The sequence below is a fragment of the Oceanicaulis sp. MMSF_3324 genome (assembly GCF_030733545.1).
Classification (GTDB): domain Bacteria; phylum Pseudomonadota; class Alphaproteobacteria; order Caulobacterales; family Maricaulaceae; genus Oceanicaulis.
Genome location: NZ_JASHIU010000014.1, coordinates 1 through 16,681 on the forward strand (window position 1 = coordinate 1; position 16,681 = coordinate 16,681).

Annotated in this window: 17 protein-coding genes and 1 tRNA gene; 1 reads left to right on the forward strand and 17 read right to left on the reverse strand. The window is 62.7% G+C overall.

What is annotated here, in order from left to right; translation table 11 throughout:
• The 9 genes from RBA95_RS12720 to RBA95_RS12755 form a co-directional block, all read right to left on the reverse strand.
• The coding region (locus RBA95_RS12720) for an efflux RND transporter permease subunit (protein WP_306017245.1) at positions 1 to 818 on the reverse strand (818 nt) is incomplete at its 3' end.
• Positions 815 to 1,822 (reverse strand): efflux RND transporter periplasmic adaptor subunit, encoded by a 1,008-nt coding sequence (locus tag RBA95_RS12725; protein WP_306017246.1) that lies wholly within the window; start codon positions 1,820 to 1,822, stop codon positions 815 to 817. The genes RBA95_RS12720 and RBA95_RS12725, both read right to left, overlap by 4 nt.
• Before the next feature lie 122 nt (positions 1,823 to 1,944).
• Positions 1,945 to 2,319, reverse strand: coding sequence for a hypothetical protein (locus tag RBA95_RS12730; RefSeq protein ID WP_306017247.1), 375 nt, complete (start codon positions 2,317 to 2,319; stop codon positions 1,945 to 1,947).
• A gap of 166 nt (positions 2,320 to 2,485) precedes the next feature.
• On the reverse strand, positions 2,486 to 2,968 hold the full coding sequence (locus RBA95_RS12735) for a hypothetical protein (RefSeq protein WP_306017248.1): 483 nt from the start codon (positions 2,966 to 2,968) through the stop codon (positions 2,486 to 2,488).
• Complete coding sequence (locus RBA95_RS14535) at positions 2,961 to 3,533, reverse strand: RHS repeat-associated core domain-containing protein (RefSeq protein ID WP_371933614.1); 573 nt, start codon at positions 3,531 to 3,533, stop codon at positions 2,961 to 2,963. The genes RBA95_RS12735 and RBA95_RS14535 overlap by 8 nt, the downstream gene beginning before the upstream one ends.
• 327 nt (positions 3,534 to 3,860) lie before the next feature.
• Positions 3,861 to 3,937, reverse strand: a tRNA-Met gene (locus tag RBA95_RS12740).
• A gap of 107 nt (positions 3,938 to 4,044) precedes the next feature.
• A complete protein-coding gene (locus RBA95_RS12745) occupies positions 4,045 to 6,084 on the reverse strand; it encodes a methyl-accepting chemotaxis protein (RefSeq protein ID WP_306017249.1) in 2,040 nt (679 codons plus the stop codon).
• 81 nt (positions 6,085 to 6,165) lie between these two features.
• Positions 6,166 to 6,492 (reverse strand): TonB family protein, encoded by a 327-nt coding sequence (locus RBA95_RS12750; RefSeq protein WP_306017250.1) that lies wholly within the window; start codon positions 6,490 to 6,492, stop codon positions 6,166 to 6,168.
• Positions 6,493 to 6,664: 172 nt separating this feature from the next.
• Positions 6,665 to 7,615, reverse strand: coding sequence for a cation diffusion facilitator family transporter (locus RBA95_RS12755; protein WP_306017251.1), 951 nt, complete (start codon positions 7,613 to 7,615; stop codon positions 6,665 to 6,667).
• A 156-nt stretch (positions 7,616 to 7,771) separates the two neighbouring features.
• On the opposite strand from RBA95_RS12755, the gene RBA95_RS12760 reads away from it, so the two are divergent.
• Positions 7,772 to 8,287, forward strand: a complete 516-nt coding sequence (locus RBA95_RS12760; RefSeq protein ID WP_306017252.1) for a hypothetical protein — start codon at positions 7,772 to 7,774, stop codon at positions 8,285 to 8,287.
• A 5-nt stretch (positions 8,288 to 8,292) separates the two neighbouring features.
• Here RBA95_RS12760 and lpdA read toward each other — a convergent pair whose 3' ends face one another.
• The 8 genes from lpdA to RBA95_RS12800 all read right to left on the reverse strand — a co-directional run bounded on the left by lpdA (position 8,293) and on the right by RBA95_RS12800 (position 16,627).
• Positions 8,293 to 9,711 (reverse strand): dihydrolipoyl dehydrogenase, encoded by a 1,419-nt coding sequence (gene lpdA, locus RBA95_RS12765; protein ID WP_306017253.1) that lies wholly within the window; start codon positions 9,709 to 9,711, stop codon positions 8,293 to 8,295.
• A 114-nt stretch (positions 9,712 to 9,825) separates the two neighbouring features.
• Positions 9,826 to 10,023, reverse strand: a complete 198-nt coding sequence (locus RBA95_RS12770) for a hypothetical protein (RefSeq protein ID WP_306017254.1) — start codon at positions 10,021 to 10,023, stop codon at positions 9,826 to 9,828.
• Positions 10,024 to 10,081: 58 nt separating this feature from the next.
• On the reverse strand, positions 10,082 to 11,179 hold the full coding sequence (locus RBA95_RS12775) for a serine hydrolase (protein ID WP_306017255.1): 1,098 nt from the start codon (positions 11,177 to 11,179) through the stop codon (positions 10,082 to 10,084).
• A gap of 68 nt (positions 11,180 to 11,247) precedes the next feature.
• Positions 11,248 to 11,868, reverse strand: coding sequence for a TetR/AcrR family transcriptional regulator (locus RBA95_RS12780; protein WP_306017256.1), 621 nt, complete (start codon positions 11,866 to 11,868; stop codon positions 11,248 to 11,250).
• Complete coding sequence (locus RBA95_RS12785) at positions 11,868 to 12,317, reverse strand: YiiD C-terminal domain-containing protein (protein ID WP_306017257.1); 450 nt, start codon at positions 12,315 to 12,317, stop codon at positions 11,868 to 11,870. The genes RBA95_RS12780 and RBA95_RS12785 overlap by 1 nt, the downstream gene beginning before the upstream one ends.
• Positions 12,318 to 13,052: 735 nt before the next feature.
• Positions 13,053 to 14,378, reverse strand: coding sequence for a dihydrolipoamide acetyltransferase family protein (locus RBA95_RS12790; protein ID WP_306017258.1), 1,326 nt, complete (start codon positions 14,376 to 14,378; stop codon positions 13,053 to 13,055).
• 2 nt (positions 14,379 to 14,380) lie between these two features.
• On the reverse strand, positions 14,381 to 15,394 hold the full coding sequence (locus RBA95_RS12795; protein ID WP_306017259.1) for an alpha-ketoacid dehydrogenase subunit beta: 1,014 nt from the start codon (positions 15,392 to 15,394) through the stop codon (positions 14,381 to 14,383).
• Positions 15,395 to 15,397: 3 nt separating this feature from the next.
• Positions 15,398 to 16,627, reverse strand: coding sequence for a thiamine pyrophosphate-dependent enzyme (locus RBA95_RS12800; RefSeq protein ID WP_306017260.1), 1,230 nt, complete (start codon positions 16,625 to 16,627; stop codon positions 15,398 to 15,400).
• Positions 16,628 to 16,681 lie beyond the last annotated feature (54 nt).

Genomic DNA, 16,681 nt, shown 5'->3' on the forward strand with positions numbered 1-16,681 from the left:
CCGATCCCCACGTCCGCCACATCGCGGACATAGACGGGGCGTCCGTCGCGCGTTGTGAGCAGTAACAGACCAATGGAGGCGGGGTCGCGCAGGGTTTCCCCCACAAGGGTTTGCGCCACCGCGCCGTCGCGGAAGACCGGCCGCACCGGAAAGGCGGAATTGGCGGCCGCGATCTTGCCCGCCAGCTGTTGCAAGGTGACGCCATAGAGCGACAGGCGCTCGGGATCGGGCTCGATGCGCACCTGATCGGCGCGACCGCCGACGATGAAGCTCAATCCCGAGCCCTCGACCGCCGTCAGGCGCGATTGCAGCTCTTCGGCCAGGGTCAGCAGCGACGCGTCCGTCCAGCGCTCGCCAAAGCCGGGCTCCGGGCTCAGCGTCAGGGTCAGGATCGGCACGTCATTGATGCCGCGCGCGATGATCAGCGGTTCAGGCACCCCCAGCGGCAGCTGGTCGTAATGGCCCCGGATTTCCTCGTGCACGCGCAGGACGGCGAGGTCCTCGGCCACGCCCACCTTGAACCGGGCGGTGACCAGAACCTGGTCATCCATGGTGTTGGAATAGGTGTGCTCCACCTCGGAAATGCCCGAGATGATCGCTTCAAGCGGCTCGGTGATCAGCTCCACCGCATCGGCCGCCGCCAAACCGTCCGCGCGCACCATGATGTCGATCATGGGCACAGAGATTTGCGGCTCTTCCTCGCGCGGAATGGTCAAAAGCGCGATCAGCCCCAGGCCAAGCGCGGCCAGCAGTAGGAGCGGGGTCAGCGGCGAACGGATGAACCCCTTCGCAAGATATCCGGACAGGCCCAGCTTCATGGCTGCACCAGACGATCACCGGCTTTCAGACCCGACAGGATTTCCACCTGCTCGGCGCCCGCCTCGCCCACGCTGACGCCGCCACGCTGGACCACCACGTCATGAGGATGGCCGTCCGCATCGAGCACGCTGACATAATCCAGCCCGTAGCGGGTCTCGATCAGGTCTGCAGGGATCAGAATGCCCATGCGGGCTTCGGTATTGACCCGGACGCGCACCCGCTCGCCCACAAAGAAGTCCCCAAGCCCCTCCACCACGGCATCAGCCGTCACGCGCCCCGCCTCGATCCGCGGATAGACCTGACGGATTGTGCCGGTGGCGGCGAGGCTCGTCCCGTCAGGATGCTGCACATCAAGCTGAACTGGATCGCCCTCGGCGATGAACCGGGCATGGCGTTCGGGCAGAGACAGGCGCAGCACATAAAGATCGGTGGCGATTTCGGCGATCTGCTCGCCCGGCATCACCACGGTTCCGGCGGTCACCGGCACGGACAGGACCACGCCGGTGGCGGGCGCCAGCACATCGCCTTCACGCGAGCGCTGCACGGTCACGGCGCGCTGCTGACGCGCAGACGCAACCTGGTTCTCATACACCTCGACCTGGGTGCGCGTCGATTCAAGGCGCGCTTCGGCGACCAGGCCGCGCTCGAACAGGCGCTCATCCCGTTGAAGATCGGCGCGAGCCTGGTCCAGCTGGGCGGTCACTGCCGCCAGCTGGGCGTTGAGCGAGCCGATCTGGGGGGCGAGCTGGTCATCCACGACCACAGCCAGCACCTCGCCCGCCTCGACGCGATCACCCTCATCCACGCGCAATTCGCCGATCGTGCCCGACAGGCGCGCCCGCGCCATGGTCACATCCACGCTCTGCACCGTGGCGAACACGGCCTTCTGATCGGTGATTTCGGTCTCGCGCACCTCATAAGGCTCAGACGCCTCTGTCTGCGCCCAGCCAGAGGCCGGGCTCAACACCAGCGTGAGCGATGCCAGCAGCAATGAACGGATCATGCACGTCCTCCTTGTGCGCGCTCATAGAGACTCAATCCCGGCGCACTTGTCACTTATCAAAATAGATAAGTGTTGGAGGTTTGTCACCGCCCCGCGCTGCTCTGCCGCACCTCAACGGCGCTTCACGTGGGAGGGCAGGCTCGGGTGAACCTGAGCAAGCACGTGTCACGCGTCACAGACGTGTACTGGTTCAGGCCATTGCTGGCGTAATTGTCGTTCGCCGAGAAGGACGGCCGCCAGACCAGATCCTCGCCGCTGAGCGTGCTGCTGAGGCTTTCACTGAGGATCTGACCCACGCCATTGGAGGTGAAGTCATAAGCCACCTCCGCCCCCGCGCCATTGCACGCCGAGGCCGCAGCGCCGGTCAGATGGATGTCATGACAGCGAATATCCCCGCGCGCGGAATAGCCAAACAGCGCGGTTGCGCCATTGGCGTAACTCACGCTCTGCCGGCGCGACTGGGCGTCATAGGCGATACTGGCGAGGCGTTCAATCAACTGAGCACGTCAGGGTTTAGGTCTTCGCCAGCTCAGCACCTGCGTAGTTATGCGAATAGCCCGTTCATGCTAGCAAACTCAAAACTTGCACAGAGGCATTATGGGAATCTTGAAAAAAGAGGATTCAAATTAAACCTATGCAATCATATTTAATTACGAACCCCACTCAATATTCTTTAATCCACTCCCTAATAGAATTCAGCCTCTCGCTGGTAAAATAGGAAAACACACCTAGCGTCAATAGATCATCCCAAGCCAATCCTCCAAAAATTATTTCATTAGCCAATGATGAATCCCACTCGACAATAAGCGATTGCGGAATATGGACTCCATTTTCAACATAAATAACAGAAATATTATCACGCAAAGAATTAATCCAAAAACAACCTCCTCCGCCATCATAAACCACGAAGTCTTCCGTATAAACCGAATCCAATAACTCTGACCTAAATTGCTCACATTCAGTAAATTTGAGTTTGGATTTAAATCTAGATGAAAAGGTCTCCGCCTCATAGGAAGCAAAGTATTTTTTAGAAAAAAGCATATATTCCAATTTGCGATCAATCTGAATCTGCGAAACACCGATCAAAACATTGCCTTTCTTATTAGGAAGAGTCCGATGTACCAAGTTCTTAAAATCACTATTCATCAAGATAACGAGCCTCTCTAGTTTTATTGATCACGCGCCCTCTACGGCCTTGTATCGTAATCGACGGATCGCCCCCGCTCGTAGATTCAGGATAGCCGACAATCCGCCCACCGTCAGGCAGATATACTATTGGCTTACCATCGGCAGTGCTCTCCACCTCAACGCCTGCTGCCTCAGCAGCCTCTCCCAATACCCCTTCTACGGACCGATCTTGATCAGTCATATCGATCTCACGTTCGCCTCGTGCCGGTTCACGACCACCGCGGACAACATCTCGCCCCCGTTCAGATCTTTCTCGGTCTTCACTAGCATTTTCATTCGTAAATATATTTTCGAGAAACTCAGGCGCTCCCGACTTTTGCCACGCGTCGGTAATTATCACCCCAGTCACAACGATCCCTGTCCCCACAGCCGCCGCACAAGCGGGATTAGTCGCGCAAAGAGCTATACATGCACCAATTGCTGGCCCACACATCCCCGTCGGATCGGTCGCGTTGATCGGATCATTGCCCACATAGGCGTAGAGATTCATCTGGTCGGAATAGCCGATGGGATCGGTCTGCAGGAAGCGACCGAGCTCGGGGTCGTAATAGCGGGCCTTGTAGTAATAGAGCCCGGTTTCGTTCGATCATCCCTCGAACCAGTGGCGGGATGATCTCACCCAGCTTCTGGCCCGTGAAGCGGCCCGATCGCGGACGCGATCAAACCTGAAATAGCGAAGCCGCCATCGCCCTCGCCCGCCTGGCCGAAGGGGGAATAGGTGTGCGTGTCGATCACTGCGCCCGTGCCGTCGCTGATCACAATCGTGGAGCCCAGACGGTTGGGATGCGCCCAGCGTTCGCGGTCACCCGCGGGGGCGCTCAGACGGTTCAGGTTTTCAAAGGAAAAGGGGTGGTGGCGGGGGGGAGACTTGAACTCCCGACCTCACGATTATGAGTCGTGCGCTCTAACCAGCTGAGCTACCCAGCCAAACCATGTGTCCGCAGCAGGGTGGGCTGCGAACCGGAGGGAGGCGTATAGCCGCGCGCGGGCCGCCTTGCAAGGGGCCCGCGCTGATACGGCGACACCAAATTCAGTTACGCAGCGCGCACCGAGGACAGGAACTCGCTGACGGCCTTGCGCAGACCCGAGGATTCGGTGTTCAGCGCATGGCTGGCCGAGTTCACCTGGGCGGCGCACTGGCCGGTCTCGGCGGCGGCGGCGTCCACCTGGCCGATGGATTCGGCCACTTCGCGGGTGCCCGACGCCGCTTCATGGGCGGCGCGGGTGATTTCGGACGCCGCGGCGCGTTGCTCTTCCATCGCGGCGGCGATGGCGGCGGAGATATTGTTCATCTCCGAGATGACCTCGCCGATATTCTCGATGGCCCCGACGGTCTTGCCCGTCGCGCCCTGAATGCCGGAGATCTGGTCGGAGATGGACTTGGTGGCGTTCGCGGTCTGCTCGGCCAGGGTCTTCACCTCGCTGGCCACAACCGCAAAGCCCTTGCCGGCTTCACCGGCGCGGGCCGCCTCGATGGTGGCGTTCAGCGCCAGCAGGTTGGTCTGTTCGGCGATGCCCTCGATCAGGTTGACGATATCGCCAATGCGCGAGGCGGCTTCATCCAGCTGGGCCACATCCGAATTGGTCTGCTGGACGCGGTTGGCCGCATCCTGGGCGATCTCGGTGGAGCGGGAGATCTGCTGGGCGATCTCGGCGATCGACCCGGTCATCTCCTCGGCGGCGGCGGCCACCGTGTCCACGTTCTCGGCGGCGCGGCCCCCCGAGGCGTTCACGCGGGCCGTGGTCTCGCCAGCGCTGCGCGAGGAATGATCCAGAGCCGTGGCGGCGCTTTCCATTTCCTCGGCGGCGTTGCCCACCGCATCCAGCGCGCGACGGGACACATCGTCGAACTGGGCGACCAGCTCCTCGATGCGCTTGGCGCGAGCTTCGCGGGCCAGACGTTCGGCTTCGCTTTCCTCTTCCAGACGCTGACGCTCGATGGCGTTCTGACGGAACACGGCGACGGCCTTGGCCATCTCGCCGATCTCGTCCTTGTCATTGTCCTCGATTTCCTGACCGAGATTGCCCTGGGCCAGGTCCTTCATGGCGCGCGCAATGCGGGTCAGGCGGTCGAGCAGATTGCGGGAGACGTAGAAGTATCCCACAGCGCCGCCCACAGCGACGGACAGGATGGCGAACACCCACATCAGGGCCGAGCCGAACGCCATGGCGTTCAGACCGCCCTGGCTGGCCTCGGCCTGGTCGGCGAGTGCGGATTCGCGGGTCTGGGTGACGATCTCGGCGAGCGCGGCATCCATGATGCGCGCATCTTCAACGAGCATCTCGGTCTCGTCGATCATCGCCAGTTCGGTTTCGCGCAGGGAGAACATGCCCTGATCGCCCTCGGCATAGGCCAGAAGGCCATCGACCGCCTCGCGCAGTTCCGGCGTCGCCACATCGCCCAGAATGGCCATGTTGATGCTCAGATCATCAGCGGCGTAGTAATATTCGTCCTGGATTTCAGCGACTTCGCCCGGGCTGTCAGCGGTGCTCAGCTCGGCGAAGCGCGCGGCGACCAGGTTCACGGCCATGGACGAGCGCAGCAGCGTCTCGATCACGCCTTCATCGGTGGTTTCATCCAGCGCGGCTTCGAGCATCTGGGCGACCTCGGCGCGCTGACGCAGCACATCGCGCATGGCGCGTTCACGGGCGGCGCTGGCTTCGAGCTTGGCGCTCACCGGGCCGGAGGCTTCAGACACGGCGGAGCCGACACCGTTGAGCGCTTCGCTCAGTGCATCGGCGTTGGCCGCGCTCAGACCGGCCTGACGCAGGGCTTCGATGGAGGCGCTCGCCTCACCCATCAGCGCGTCCAGTCGGGAGGCGGAAACTTGTTGGTCAATCGTGTCGCGCGACCGCGAGAAAGCCGCCAGTTCGCCGGTCAGGGCGCCCGAGGCGGCTTCAAGTCTTTGTGCAGCGGCGGCGCGAGGGGCGGTTTCCTCGACGATGGCGTCCAGGGCGTTCTTCGAGCTCGAGAACGCGAACAATCCTGCAGCGCTGGTCGCCAGAGTAATCACGATCACGGCGGCAAACGCAGCCAGCAGACGTGTCTGCACAGAGTGGAACGAGATCGCCATTAGTCAGCCCCAATTAAGGTTAATAGTCACGAATACAAAAACGGCGCAGTCATTTCTGACTGCGCCGTCTTGATAAAAGGTTTATCCGCCGAAGTTAAAATCGAACCGGCGTTCAACACCCTGGGCGCCGGCGCCCGATGCGTAGCGCCAGTCTTCAAGGGCGCGCATCACGGAGCGTTCGAACACGCCAGCCGGGGTCGCCTCGACCACTTCAACATCAGCCACGGCGCCGTCGGCGGTCACATTGTAACGCACGACCACATGGCCTTCGATCTCACGACGTTCGGCCGCACGGGGAAATTCCGGAGCGGAAGCCTCGACCAGTTCCGGCTCCTGCGCCAGCGCCGGAGCGGCGCCAAAAGCGGAGATCATGGAGACGGCAGCGATTACACCAGCAAACTTTTTCATAGTCACACCCAAACCTTGCAAGGGGGCCCTCTTTTTGAGGCCCGCATTGATCCCAAAACGTCGACGATTGAGCGTGTCGCCCGCTCTTATTTCGTCCGACAGGGAAGCTTTATGACAGGAAGGGCTGAATCTTCGTTTAAAGTGTATGCCTAACGGCGAGTAAATTTCGCGATCAGGTTTTATCGTCTGCGCAAGGACCCGTTTCCACCTCCACGGTGACATGGGTCAACTTGTAGCGCTCGGCCAGCCGGCCCTTGATGGCCACGATGATGGCGGGCGCATCCGCCTCGGGCTCGATCCGCGCATGCAGCGTGGCCATAGGACGGTCCGGCGTCAAGGACCAGACGTGCACATGATGGATGTCGAGCACGTCGGGAATGGCGGCGGTCAGATCCGCACGCAGAACGCTGGGGTCTATATGGTCGGGCGCCGCTTCGAGCAGCACCCGGCCCGCATCGCGCACCAGCCGCCAGGCCGAAATGCCGATCAGTGCGGCGATCAGCAGCGACAGCAGTGGATCAATCGGCGTCCAGCCGGTCCACCAGATGACGCCCGCCGCGATGATGGCGGCGACAGAGCCCAACAAATCGCCCATCACATGGGCCAGCGCCCCGCGGATATTCAGATTGTCGGTGTCCGCGCCATGCAGCACGCCGAACGCGGCGATGTTCACGAACAGACCCAGCACCGCAATGACCGCCATGCCGGTGGCTTCGATCTCATTGGGATCAAACAGGCGCATCACGGCTTCGCAGGCGATCCACACCACCAGGATGGAGAGCGTCACCCCGTTGGCGAAAGCGGCGAGGATCTGTAGCCGGTCATAGCCATAGGAGCGCTTGTCCGTGGCCGGACGCCGCGACAGGCGGAACGCGCCCCAGGCCAGGATCAGCGCGGCGAAGTCGGTCAGCATGTGCGCCGCATCCGCCAGCAGCGCCAGCGACCCGGTCAGCAGCCCGCCAATCACCTCGGCCAGCATGAACCCGCCCGTCAACGCCGCAGCGATCAGCGTGCGACGCTCATTGCGGCCATCGACGGGGTGCGCATGACCATGGCCATGATGGTGATGACCGCCATGGTCGTGAGCGGAGTGATTGTGGGAATGGGCGTGATCGTCAGTCATGGCTCTCCCCTAGCGCTTCGCCCCGAACAAAGGAAGCCATGACATAACGTTACGGCTTGAACACCCTCCCGCAATGAGGGAAATTGAAATAATTGTTCGCTCTTTGGGGGAGTGGCGGTGTTCAGGCACAGCTTCACGCTCACACTCGTTTATTTCATGATCTTGTTGGCCGCGTGTACGAGCGTGCCGCTAACCACGCTCGCCGCTTATTCACGGCTTGAAGCTGAGGATATCGATTTCGCGGCGGCGCGTCTGGCGATTCACTATCCAGGCCTGACGGATCATCCGGGTCGATGGACCGTGACCACTACACTGCAAAGGGATGGAGAAACGCTGGAAGAGGCGCAGTTCGCGCTCATCGTGGAAGACGATCCGGTCGAGCGTTTGCCCTTCCTCGGCCTCGCCCCAGAGGACCGTCCGATCGTTCTGAGGCTTTCGCCCGCAGACGCCCGTCGTGCTGAGACACTGCGCGACCGCTTCAGTTCGGACGAAACCGCATCACTCGTCTTCCTGGTCGAGACGCATTTTCAGGCCGGACAGGTTTGCGGTTCAGACGCGCGCGCCAATGTCTGGACCCGTCCCAATGCCCAGAGCGATTATCGACGCGCCGCCCGGGATGCAGATGTGGCAAGGCTGTTCGGAGACAGCCTCACCCAGGCCTGCGACGCCTGACGGGATCAGGCCGAGATGTGGATGGGGTGACCCAGCGCCGTGAGCACGCCTTCGGCGAAGCCCTCGGTCAGGGTCGGGTGCACGTGAATGGTGCCCGCCACATCTTCCAGGGTCGCGCCCATCTCCAGCGCCAGGGCGAACTCGCCGGACAATTCGGAGACATGCTTGCCCACGGCGTGAATGCCCAGGATCACATGATCGCTCTCACGCGCGGTCACACGCACAAAGCCGCCATCCGCGCCGCCTTCCATGGTCAGTGCGCGGCCGGACGCCGCCAGCGGGAACTTGCCGGTGATTACGGTCTCGCCCTTGGCTTTGGCTTCATCCGGGCTCAGGCCGACGCCGACAAGCTCGGGTTCGGTGAAGCAGACCGCGGCGACAGAGACCGGATCATAGGCGCGCTTGTGACCGGCGATGATCTCGGCGACCAGCTCGCCCTGCTTGGTGGCCTTGTGCGCCAGCAGCGGCTCGCCCACTAGATCGCCAATGGCGTAGACGCCGCGCATGGCGGTGCGGCACTGATGGTCGATCTTCACGAACGGGCCATCCATGTCGACGCCCATATTCTCCAGGCCCCAGCCCTCGGTGACCGGCTTGCGGCCCACCGCGACGAGGACCTTGTCCGCCTCGATACGCTGGGTTTCACCCTTGGCGTCCTCGAACTCGAGATAGGTCTGGCCGCCCTCCTCGACCGCGCCCTTGGCCTTGCAGCCGGTGTGCAGCGCGACCTTGTTCTTCTTCAGCCACATCTGGACCGGGCGGATCAGCTCCTTGTCATAGCTGGGCAGAATGGAATCGAGCGCTTCCACCACCGCGACCTCGGAGCCCATCTTGCGGAAGGCGATGCCCAACTCGAGGCCGATATAGCCGCCGCCAACCACCACCAGCTTTTCCGGACGTTCGGTCAGTTCCAGCGCCTCGGTCGAGCCGATGACATCACCGCCGAACTTCATGAAGGGCAGCTCGGTCTCTTTCGAACCGGTGGCCAGGATGACGTTCTCCGCCGTGATCTCGACGGTTTCGCCATCCTCCATCTCCACAACACAGGTCTTGGCGTTCTTGAAGGTCGCCCAGCCGGCGATCGCCTCGACTTTCGCCGCCTTGAGCAGCTGGCCCACGCCCTTGGTGAGTTTGGAGACGATGCCGTCTTTCCATTCGGTCACGCCCGCCATGTCGAGGGTCGGATCCGCGACCTTCAGGCCCATCTCGTCCTTCTGGGCGTGATGAACCATCTCCTCATACTTCGATCCGGCATGGATGAAGGCCTTGGACGGGATGCAGCCCCGGTTCAGGCAGGTGCCGCCCAGCCCGTGCTTGTCCACGATAATGGTGTCCAGGCCCAGCTGGCCCGCACGAATGGCGGCCGGATAGCCGCCCGGGCCGCCGCCGACGACGAGAACCTGACACGTTTTAGACTGGGCCATGAGCAAAACTCCTGCGGGTCCGGTATAGATTGGCGTGATGTTTAGACGCTCGGCGCACAACAAAAAAGGGGCAGGCTGAAACCTGCCCCTTTCGCCAGTAAAGGTCCGTACAGATTACGTCTTCTCGACATTGACCTTGGTGTCATCCGCCCATCGTTTGGTCAGCCCGGCGCCGCTGGCGACGGCGATGCCCAGAAAGATCATGTCCACGATCACGACCCAGGTCGCCGGAATGCCCAGCTGGACCAGCGCCCAGGTCAGACCGCCAATCGCCAGAAGCGCGCCCAGAAGGAAAATGCCGAAGGTTTTCATCTCATCACCCATTGTCTGTGCTGGGTAAGAAACGCGATGTCGCACGCGAAGGTTCCGATCAGGGCGCGCCCTGGCCAATGTCATAGGCGGCGAAAAAGGCCTGAACGAGATCGGAGCGGTGCACCTCGGACCGGTCCGGCCGGTTCCCCCACCACAGGCTTTCGGTATTGGCGAAGGCGATCAATGTCAGGCCGCGTTCGGGGACTTTCAGATAGATCGCGGAATAGGCCTCCGGCTGCCAGCCGGAATGAAACACAAGACGCTCTCCCTGATAATCCTGAAGAAACCAGCCATGGGCGTAGTCCGAGGGCGTGCCGTCGGCATTGCTCGGCGGCGTCCACATCGCCTGTCTCTGGGCATCGGTCAGAAGCGTGCCGTCATCCAGCGCCCGGTCAAAGCGCGCCAGATCCATAGGCGTCATGTACAGACCCGCCGCACCCCGGAAATCATCATCCGGAAAAGCCTGCTTCACCAGACGCTCGCCATCAAAGAGGAAGGGCGGCGCCAAATGGCTGAGCACGTGGTAATTCCGGGTGTCGCGCCAACCCGCCATGGTGTCGGTCATCTCAAGCGGATCAAGCACATAGGCGCGCACCAGAGCGCGGAAGTCCCGCTCATGCACCTCATCCACCCACCGGCCCAGCCGGGCAAAGACCAGAGCGTTATAGTAAAAGTCCGTTCCCGGCTCGCCATTGACCTGCATGTTCACCACCTGGCGCAGGGTCTGGCCCTGACAGGTGAAGTCCGGGAACATCACGCCCCCCACATCTCCGCCCGCCAGAGGAATGTCGGAGTCCGGAAACCACTCACACAGGCCGCGCCAGTCCTCGGCGTCCGCCATGGGGCGATCGAGATCGATCTCGCCCGCCTGATCTGCGAGAAACAGCGTGGTTCCGGTCACGGTCTTGGTGACAGACGCGGTGAAATAGGTCGTGTCGGCGCTCGTTGCGACTTCGCCTTCGTCATCGGACCAGCCCAGATAGGCTTCGACCTCGGCCTCGCCATCGCGCAACACCAGTACGGACAGGCTGGGGATCTGATGCGCGCGGCGATACTCGGCCAGTCCGCTCTCAAACGTCTGTGCAGGCGTCTGGGCCCAGGCCAGCCCACCGGCCATCAGCGTCAGCGCTTTCGCGAATGCGGCGTGTCTCATCATCTCGGCTCTCCTTGTGGAAGAAAGCCTAGCAGATGGGCCGGTCGCTTGGATGAATTCGGCGTAAGGCGTCACGCCTCGGCGGAACGAGCGCCAAACCGCAAGAGCTGGCCTTCCAGCACCCCGCGCACCTGATCGATGACGAACGCCTTGAGATCGTCCGGGCTGCGCGGCATCAGGGACGCCGTGCTGGCCAGTGTCACCAGGCCATAAGCGGCCGATAAGGCGGCGAAGGCCAGATCACGCGCATCTGTCTCGCGCTCTCCCTTTTCCGCCGCCAGCGCACGCCGCGACCAGACCATGAGCTGTTCAAGCTCGGCCTTCACAGCCTCGCCCAGCGCCTTGTGCGCATCCATGGCCGCCCGCGACCGGGTCAGCATCAGGGCGTGCAGATGCGGACGGTCGAGCGCGAAGCGGACAAACACCTCGAACGCGGTTTGAAGCGGGTGTTCTGCGGCTTCACACGCGGCCTGCTGATCGCGCAGAAGCTGGCGATAGCCCTCGGCGGCGACTTCGGCCAGCACCGCGTCCCGGTCCGGGTAATGGCGGTAGAGCGCGCGATGATCGACGCCCACCGCCCTGGCCAGCGCGCGCATGGTCAGCGCGTCGGAGCCCTCCGCCTCAATCAGGTCGAGCGCCGCTCGGACGGCGGTCTCGCGCACCTCGCCATGATGGTATTTGCGCCCGGCCATCAGCCGGTTTTCTTGACGTGCCAGTTCACCACCATTTCGGCGACGGTCACGCCCTCGGCGTCGGTGATGGCGACATTGATGTCGAACACCACCTTGCCGACCTCCTCAAGCTCCTGGCGGATCGCTTCGGCGTCCGAATTGGCGGTCGCCGTGGCGGTCAAATCGGTCTTGCCGGTCTTGAGATACTTGATGCTGGCATCCGCCGCCACGGGCCGCGCCGCCATCAGCTGGTCGCCCAACACGCCGCCCAGCGCCGCGCCCGAGGCCGCCTCGCCCAGGGTGAACATGGCGCCGGCGTGCATGGTCTGGATGTGGTTCTCCACGTCCGGGCGCTTCTTCAGCCGCGCCACGCCGCGCTCGGGCGAGACCTCGACCAGCTCCACGCCCGTCACTTTCGCAAACGGCACCGACGCATCCATATGATCGCGGATCATCTCATAGATCGACATCAAACCCTCCTAATGTCACCACTGGTGACATTAGGAGGCGGAGGTTTGTGTGGCAAGGGGGGAAACAACCACTGAGTTGAGGCGCAAAAGCTTCCCCCCTCCCCCTTGGACAAGGGGGAGAGGCCGTGTGAGGGGGTGCGCTTCAGCCAGGGTCACGCTTGCTAGATCAAGCGCTGCTCACCCCTCACCTGCCCTCTCCCCTCAAAAAGGGGAGAGGGACGCTCGCCAATGTCGAGGTTATCCTGGCAGCCGACCTGTTTTATGGGTCCCCGGGTCTAGCCCGAGGACCGAGACTTCATAGCTCAACCGACTCGTCCTTCGGACTTGATCCGGAGGCCCATGCCACACTTGCCATGAAGCACACCCTGTCCTCCCGGCCTTGAGCCGGGATCGCCTGCATGCGTCTCTGTGATCAGGACAGAGCGGCTCCGGTAGATCCCGGATCGCCTTCGGCGTCCGGGATGACACTTGAGGGGCTTTGAGTCATCCCTCTTTCCCCGCGCAGGCGGGGACCCAGAGATCATCAAGCGCTGGCATATCCGGCTCTGGGCCCCTGCCTGCGCAGGGGAAGAGTGTCATACAAAGCCTGAATTCCCGGGCGAGCGGAGCGAAGACCCGGGACCTCCCTTCACGTAAAGCGCTTTTCCTGCACGAGGCCCCGGCTCGGCGCTGCGCTTGGCCGGGGTTTCAACTTGCAAGCAAAAAGCCCGGCGCGAGGGCCGGGCTTTGAGCATGTCAGACAGGGCGGACGCCATAATCCATGAAGAGCGTCGCGGGGTTTTCCAGATACGCCTTCATCTCCTGCACCAAGAGGGCGGCTTCATAGCCGTCCACGATGCGGTGATCGAAGCTCGAGGACAGGTTCATGATCTTGCGCGGCACCAGACGGCCTTCGCGGTCATAACGCGGCAGGGTCTGCATCTTGTTCACGCCGATGATCGCCGTCTCGGGATGGTTGATCACCGGGGTGGTGACGATGCCGCCAATGGCGCCCAGCGACGTGATGGTGATGGTGGAGCCGGTCAGCTCGTCCTTGGTGGCCTTGCCCGCTTTCGCGGCGTCGCCCAGGCGCTTCACCTCAGCGGCCACTTCCCAGATATCAAGGCTCTCGGCGTGCTTGATCACCGGCACCATCAGCCCGTTGGGCGTGGCGGCGGCGATGCCGCAATGGATACCGTCATGCTGGGTCAGCAGCGAGCCATCGGTGTCGAAATGCGCATTCGCCTGCGGGAATTTGGGCAGGGCTTTCGTCAGCGCCATGACCAGGAAGGGAATGATGGTCAGCTTGGTCTGATCATCGGACTTCTTGGCGTTCATGTGCGCGCGCAGATCTTCGAGCGCGGTCAGATCGATCTCGTCCACATAGGTGATATGCGGAATGGTGCGCTTGGCGTGCGCCATGTTCTCAGCGATCTTGCGGCGCAGGCCGATGACCTTGATCTCCTCGCTGCCGGTGCGCGGCGCCTTGCCGCCGCCCGAACCGCCCGCCTTGGAGACCAGGCGACCGCCCGCGGCGATGAAGTCATCGAGATCATTATGGGTGATCCGACCCGCCGGGCCTGTGCCGGGCACATGCGCCAGATCGATGTCGGCGTCGAGCGCGCGTTGACGCACCGCCGGGCTGGCCAGCGGACGCTCGCCATTGGACCGCGCTGGTGCTGCGGTTTTCGCCGGAGCGGCCGGTTTCGGCTCCGGCTTGGGTTCAGGTTTCGGTTCGGATTTAGGCTCGTCCTTGGGCGCCTCGGCCTTGGGCTCCTCCTTGGGAGCGTCGGCCTTGGTTTCAGGCTCCGCCATCTCCTCGACATCATCGGGGACTTCACCATCCACATCGATGACCAGGATTTCGGTGCCCACTGCAATGACTTCACCGGGCTCGCCGACAATGGATTTGACCACGCCGTTCACCGCGCAGGGGATTTCCACGGTCGCCTTGTCGGTCATCACATCCAGGATGTGCTGGTCCTCGGTGACCTTGTCGCCGGCCTTGATGTGCCATTCGACGATTTCCGCCTCGACGACGCCTTCGCCCACATCGGGGAGCTTGTACTTGTATTCGCTCATGCTCAGGCCTCCGTCACGGTCTTCATCGCGCGCGCAAAGCGGTCGCGCGTGGGGAAGTACGCCCATTCATGGGCGTGCGGATAGGGAATGTCCCAGCCGGTCAGGCGGAAGATCGGCGCTTCCAGCGCATAGAAGCATTCTTCCTGGATCTGCGCGGCCAGCTCGGCGGCGAAACCGGAGGTCCGCGGCGCTTCCTGGGCGACGACGACCCGGCCGGTCTTGTTCACCGATTGGGCGATGGTCTCGATGTCATAGGGCGCGAGCGTCTTCAGATCGATGATCTCCGCATCAATGCCTGACGCTTCCGCCGCCGCCTGGGCCACATGAACCAGCGTGCCATAGGCGAGCACGGTGCAGGCTTCGCCTTCGCGCACCACTTCGGCCTTGCCCAGCTCGACGGTGTAATGGCCTTCGGGGACCTCGCCCTTGGCGTGCTTGGCCCAGGATTTCAGCGGCGTGTCTGGCACGCCGTCGAACGGACCATTATAGATCCGCTTGGGCTCGAAGAAGATCACCGGATCGCCGCTCTCAAGCGCCGCGATCAGAAGACCCTTGGCGTCATACGGGTTGGACGGCACGACGACCTGCAGACCGGGCACATGGGTGAAGAAGGCTTCCGGGCTCATCGAATGGGTCTGGCCACCGCGAATGCCGCCGCCCCAGGGGGCGCGCACCACGCAACCGGCGGTGAACTGGCCGGCCGAGCGATAGCGGATGCGACTCATCTCGGACACGATCTGGTCGATGGCCGGGAAGATGTAGTCGGCGAACTGGATCTCGGCGATGGGCTTGAGTCCCTTGGCCGCCATGCCGACCGCCATGCCGGCGATCGCCGCCTCGTTGATCGGGGTGTCAAACACCCGGTCGAGGCCGTACTTGTCCTGCAGCTTGTCGGTGGCCTTGAAGACGCCGCCGAAATAGCCCGCATCCTCGCCAAAGATCACAACGTCCGGATCACGCTCCAGAAGCACGTCCATGGCGGAGTTCAGCGCCTGAATGATGTTCATGGCCGGCATGGATTAAACCCCCAGATCCTGGCGTTGACGGCGCAGGCGCCAGTCGGGCTTGGCGTACACGTCCTCGAAAATGCTTTCGGTGGGGCTGAGCGGCCCCTCATGGAGCGTGCCGTGGCTTTCCGCTTCCTTGTAGGATTTCACCACCAGCGCGGTCATCTGCTCTTCAAGCTTGGCGTGACGGTCTTCGTCCCACTCATCCTTGCCGATCAGATGCTGTTTGAGGCGTTCGATGGGATCGCCCAGCGGCCAGCGGTCAAATTCGGTCTTGGGGCGATACTTGGTCGGATCGTCCGATGTGGAGTGCGCATCCCCGCGATAGGTGAACAGCTCCAGCAGCGTGGCGCCCTTGCCCTGGCGCGCGCGCTCGGCGGCCCACTGGGTCGCGGCGTACACGGCCAGGAAGTCATTGCCGTCCGCCCGGATCGAGGCGAGGCCGTAGCCCAGCCCTTTCGCCGCAAAGGTCGGCGCATCGCCGCGGGCGATGTTCTGGTTGGAGGAAATGGCCCACTGGTTGTTCACCACGTTGAAGATGACCGGCGCGCGATAGGTGGAGGCCAGGGTCAGGCCGGCGTGGAAATCGCCTTCGGCCGTGGTGCCGTCTCCGATCCAGCTCGCAGCGATCTGATCCTCGCCCTTGTAGGCGCAGGCCATGGCGTAGCCGGCGGCCTGGGGAAACTGCGTGCCCAGATTGCCCGAGATGGTGAAGAAGCTGCCTTCCGCCCAGGTGTAGTGCACCGGCAGCTGACGGCCCTTGAGGTTGTCGCGGCTGTTGGAGATGCAATGGCACATCATGTCCACGATGTTGCGCCCGCGCGCAAACAGGATGCCCTGCTGGCGATAGCTGGGGAACACCATGTCGGTGGGCTTGAGCGCCATGGCCGCGGCGACGGCGACCGCCTCCTCGCCCGTGGACTTCATGTAGAAGCTCATCTTGCCCTGGCGCTGTAGCTTCAGCATGCGCTCGTCATAAATGCGGGTGAGCACCATATGGCTCAGCCCCTCACGAAGGACTTCCGCGCTGAGCTCGGGGTTCCACGCCCCGACCGCCTGGTGGTTATGGTCGAGAACGCCCACAAGGCCGGTGGCCAGATCGCGGGTCTCTTCCCAGCCGACCGCCGGATCCGGGCGCGGCGCCGCGCCGGCTTTCTGAAGGTCGAGATGGGTGAAATCGGGCTCGTCCCCCGGCCGATAAGGCGGGGTCGGAACATGGAAGCGGGATTGGCCGTTCGACATGCTTTGTCCGTACGTTTCTTCAAGCCACACAAGGCTTTTCGGGCTGCGAGGTAG

Coding starts and splice junctions, on each gene's coding strand:
- RBA95_RS12725 (WP_306017246.1), bottom strand. CDS start 1,822: ATGATCCGTTCATTGCTGCTGGCATCGCTCACGCTGGTGTTGAGCCCG.
- RBA95_RS12735 (WP_306017248.1), bottom strand. CDS start 2,968: ATGAATAGTGATTTTAAGAACTTGGTACATCGGACTCTTCCTAATAAG.
- RBA95_RS12745 (WP_306017249.1), bottom strand. CDS start 6,084: ATGGCGATCTCGTTCCACTCTGTGCAGACACGTCTGCTGGCTGCGTTT.
- RBA95_RS12750 (WP_306017250.1), bottom strand. CDS start 6,492: ATGAAAAAGTTTGCTGGTGTAATCGCTGCCGTCTCCATGATCTCCGCT.
- RBA95_RS12755 (WP_306017251.1), bottom strand. CDS start 7,615: ATGACTGACGATCACGCCCATTCCCACAATCACTCCGCTCACGACCAT.
- RBA95_RS12760 (WP_306017252.1), top strand. CDS start 7,772: ATGATCTTGTTGGCCGCGTGTACGAGCGTGCCGCTAACCACGCTCGCC.
- lpdA (WP_306017253.1), bottom strand. CDS start 9,711: ATGGCCCAGTCTAAAACGTGTCAGGTTCTCGTCGTCGGCGGCGGCCCG.
- RBA95_RS12770 (WP_306017254.1), bottom strand. CDS start 10,023: ATGAAAACCTTCGGCATTTTCCTTCTGGGCGCGCTTCTGGCGATTGGC.
- RBA95_RS12775 (WP_306017255.1), bottom strand. CDS start 11,179: ATGATGAGACACGCCGCATTCGCGAAAGCGCTGACGCTGATGGCCGGT.
- RBA95_RS12780 (WP_306017256.1), bottom strand. CDS start 11,868: ATGGCCGGGCGCAAATACCATCATGGCGAGGTGCGCGAGACCGCCGTC.
- RBA95_RS12785 (WP_306017257.1), bottom strand. CDS start 12,317: ATGTCGATCTATGAGATGATCCGCGATCATATGGATGCGTCGGTGCCG.
- RBA95_RS12790 (WP_306017258.1), bottom strand. CDS start 14,378: ATGAGCGAATACAAGTACAAGCTCCCCGATGTGGGCGAAGGCGTCGTC.
- RBA95_RS12795 (WP_306017259.1), bottom strand. CDS start 15,394: ATGCCGGCCATGAACATCATTCAGGCGCTGAACTCCGCCATGGACGTG.
- RBA95_RS12800 (WP_306017260.1), bottom strand. CDS start 16,627: ATGTCGAACGGCCAATCCCGCTTCCATGTTCCGACCCCGCCTTATCGG.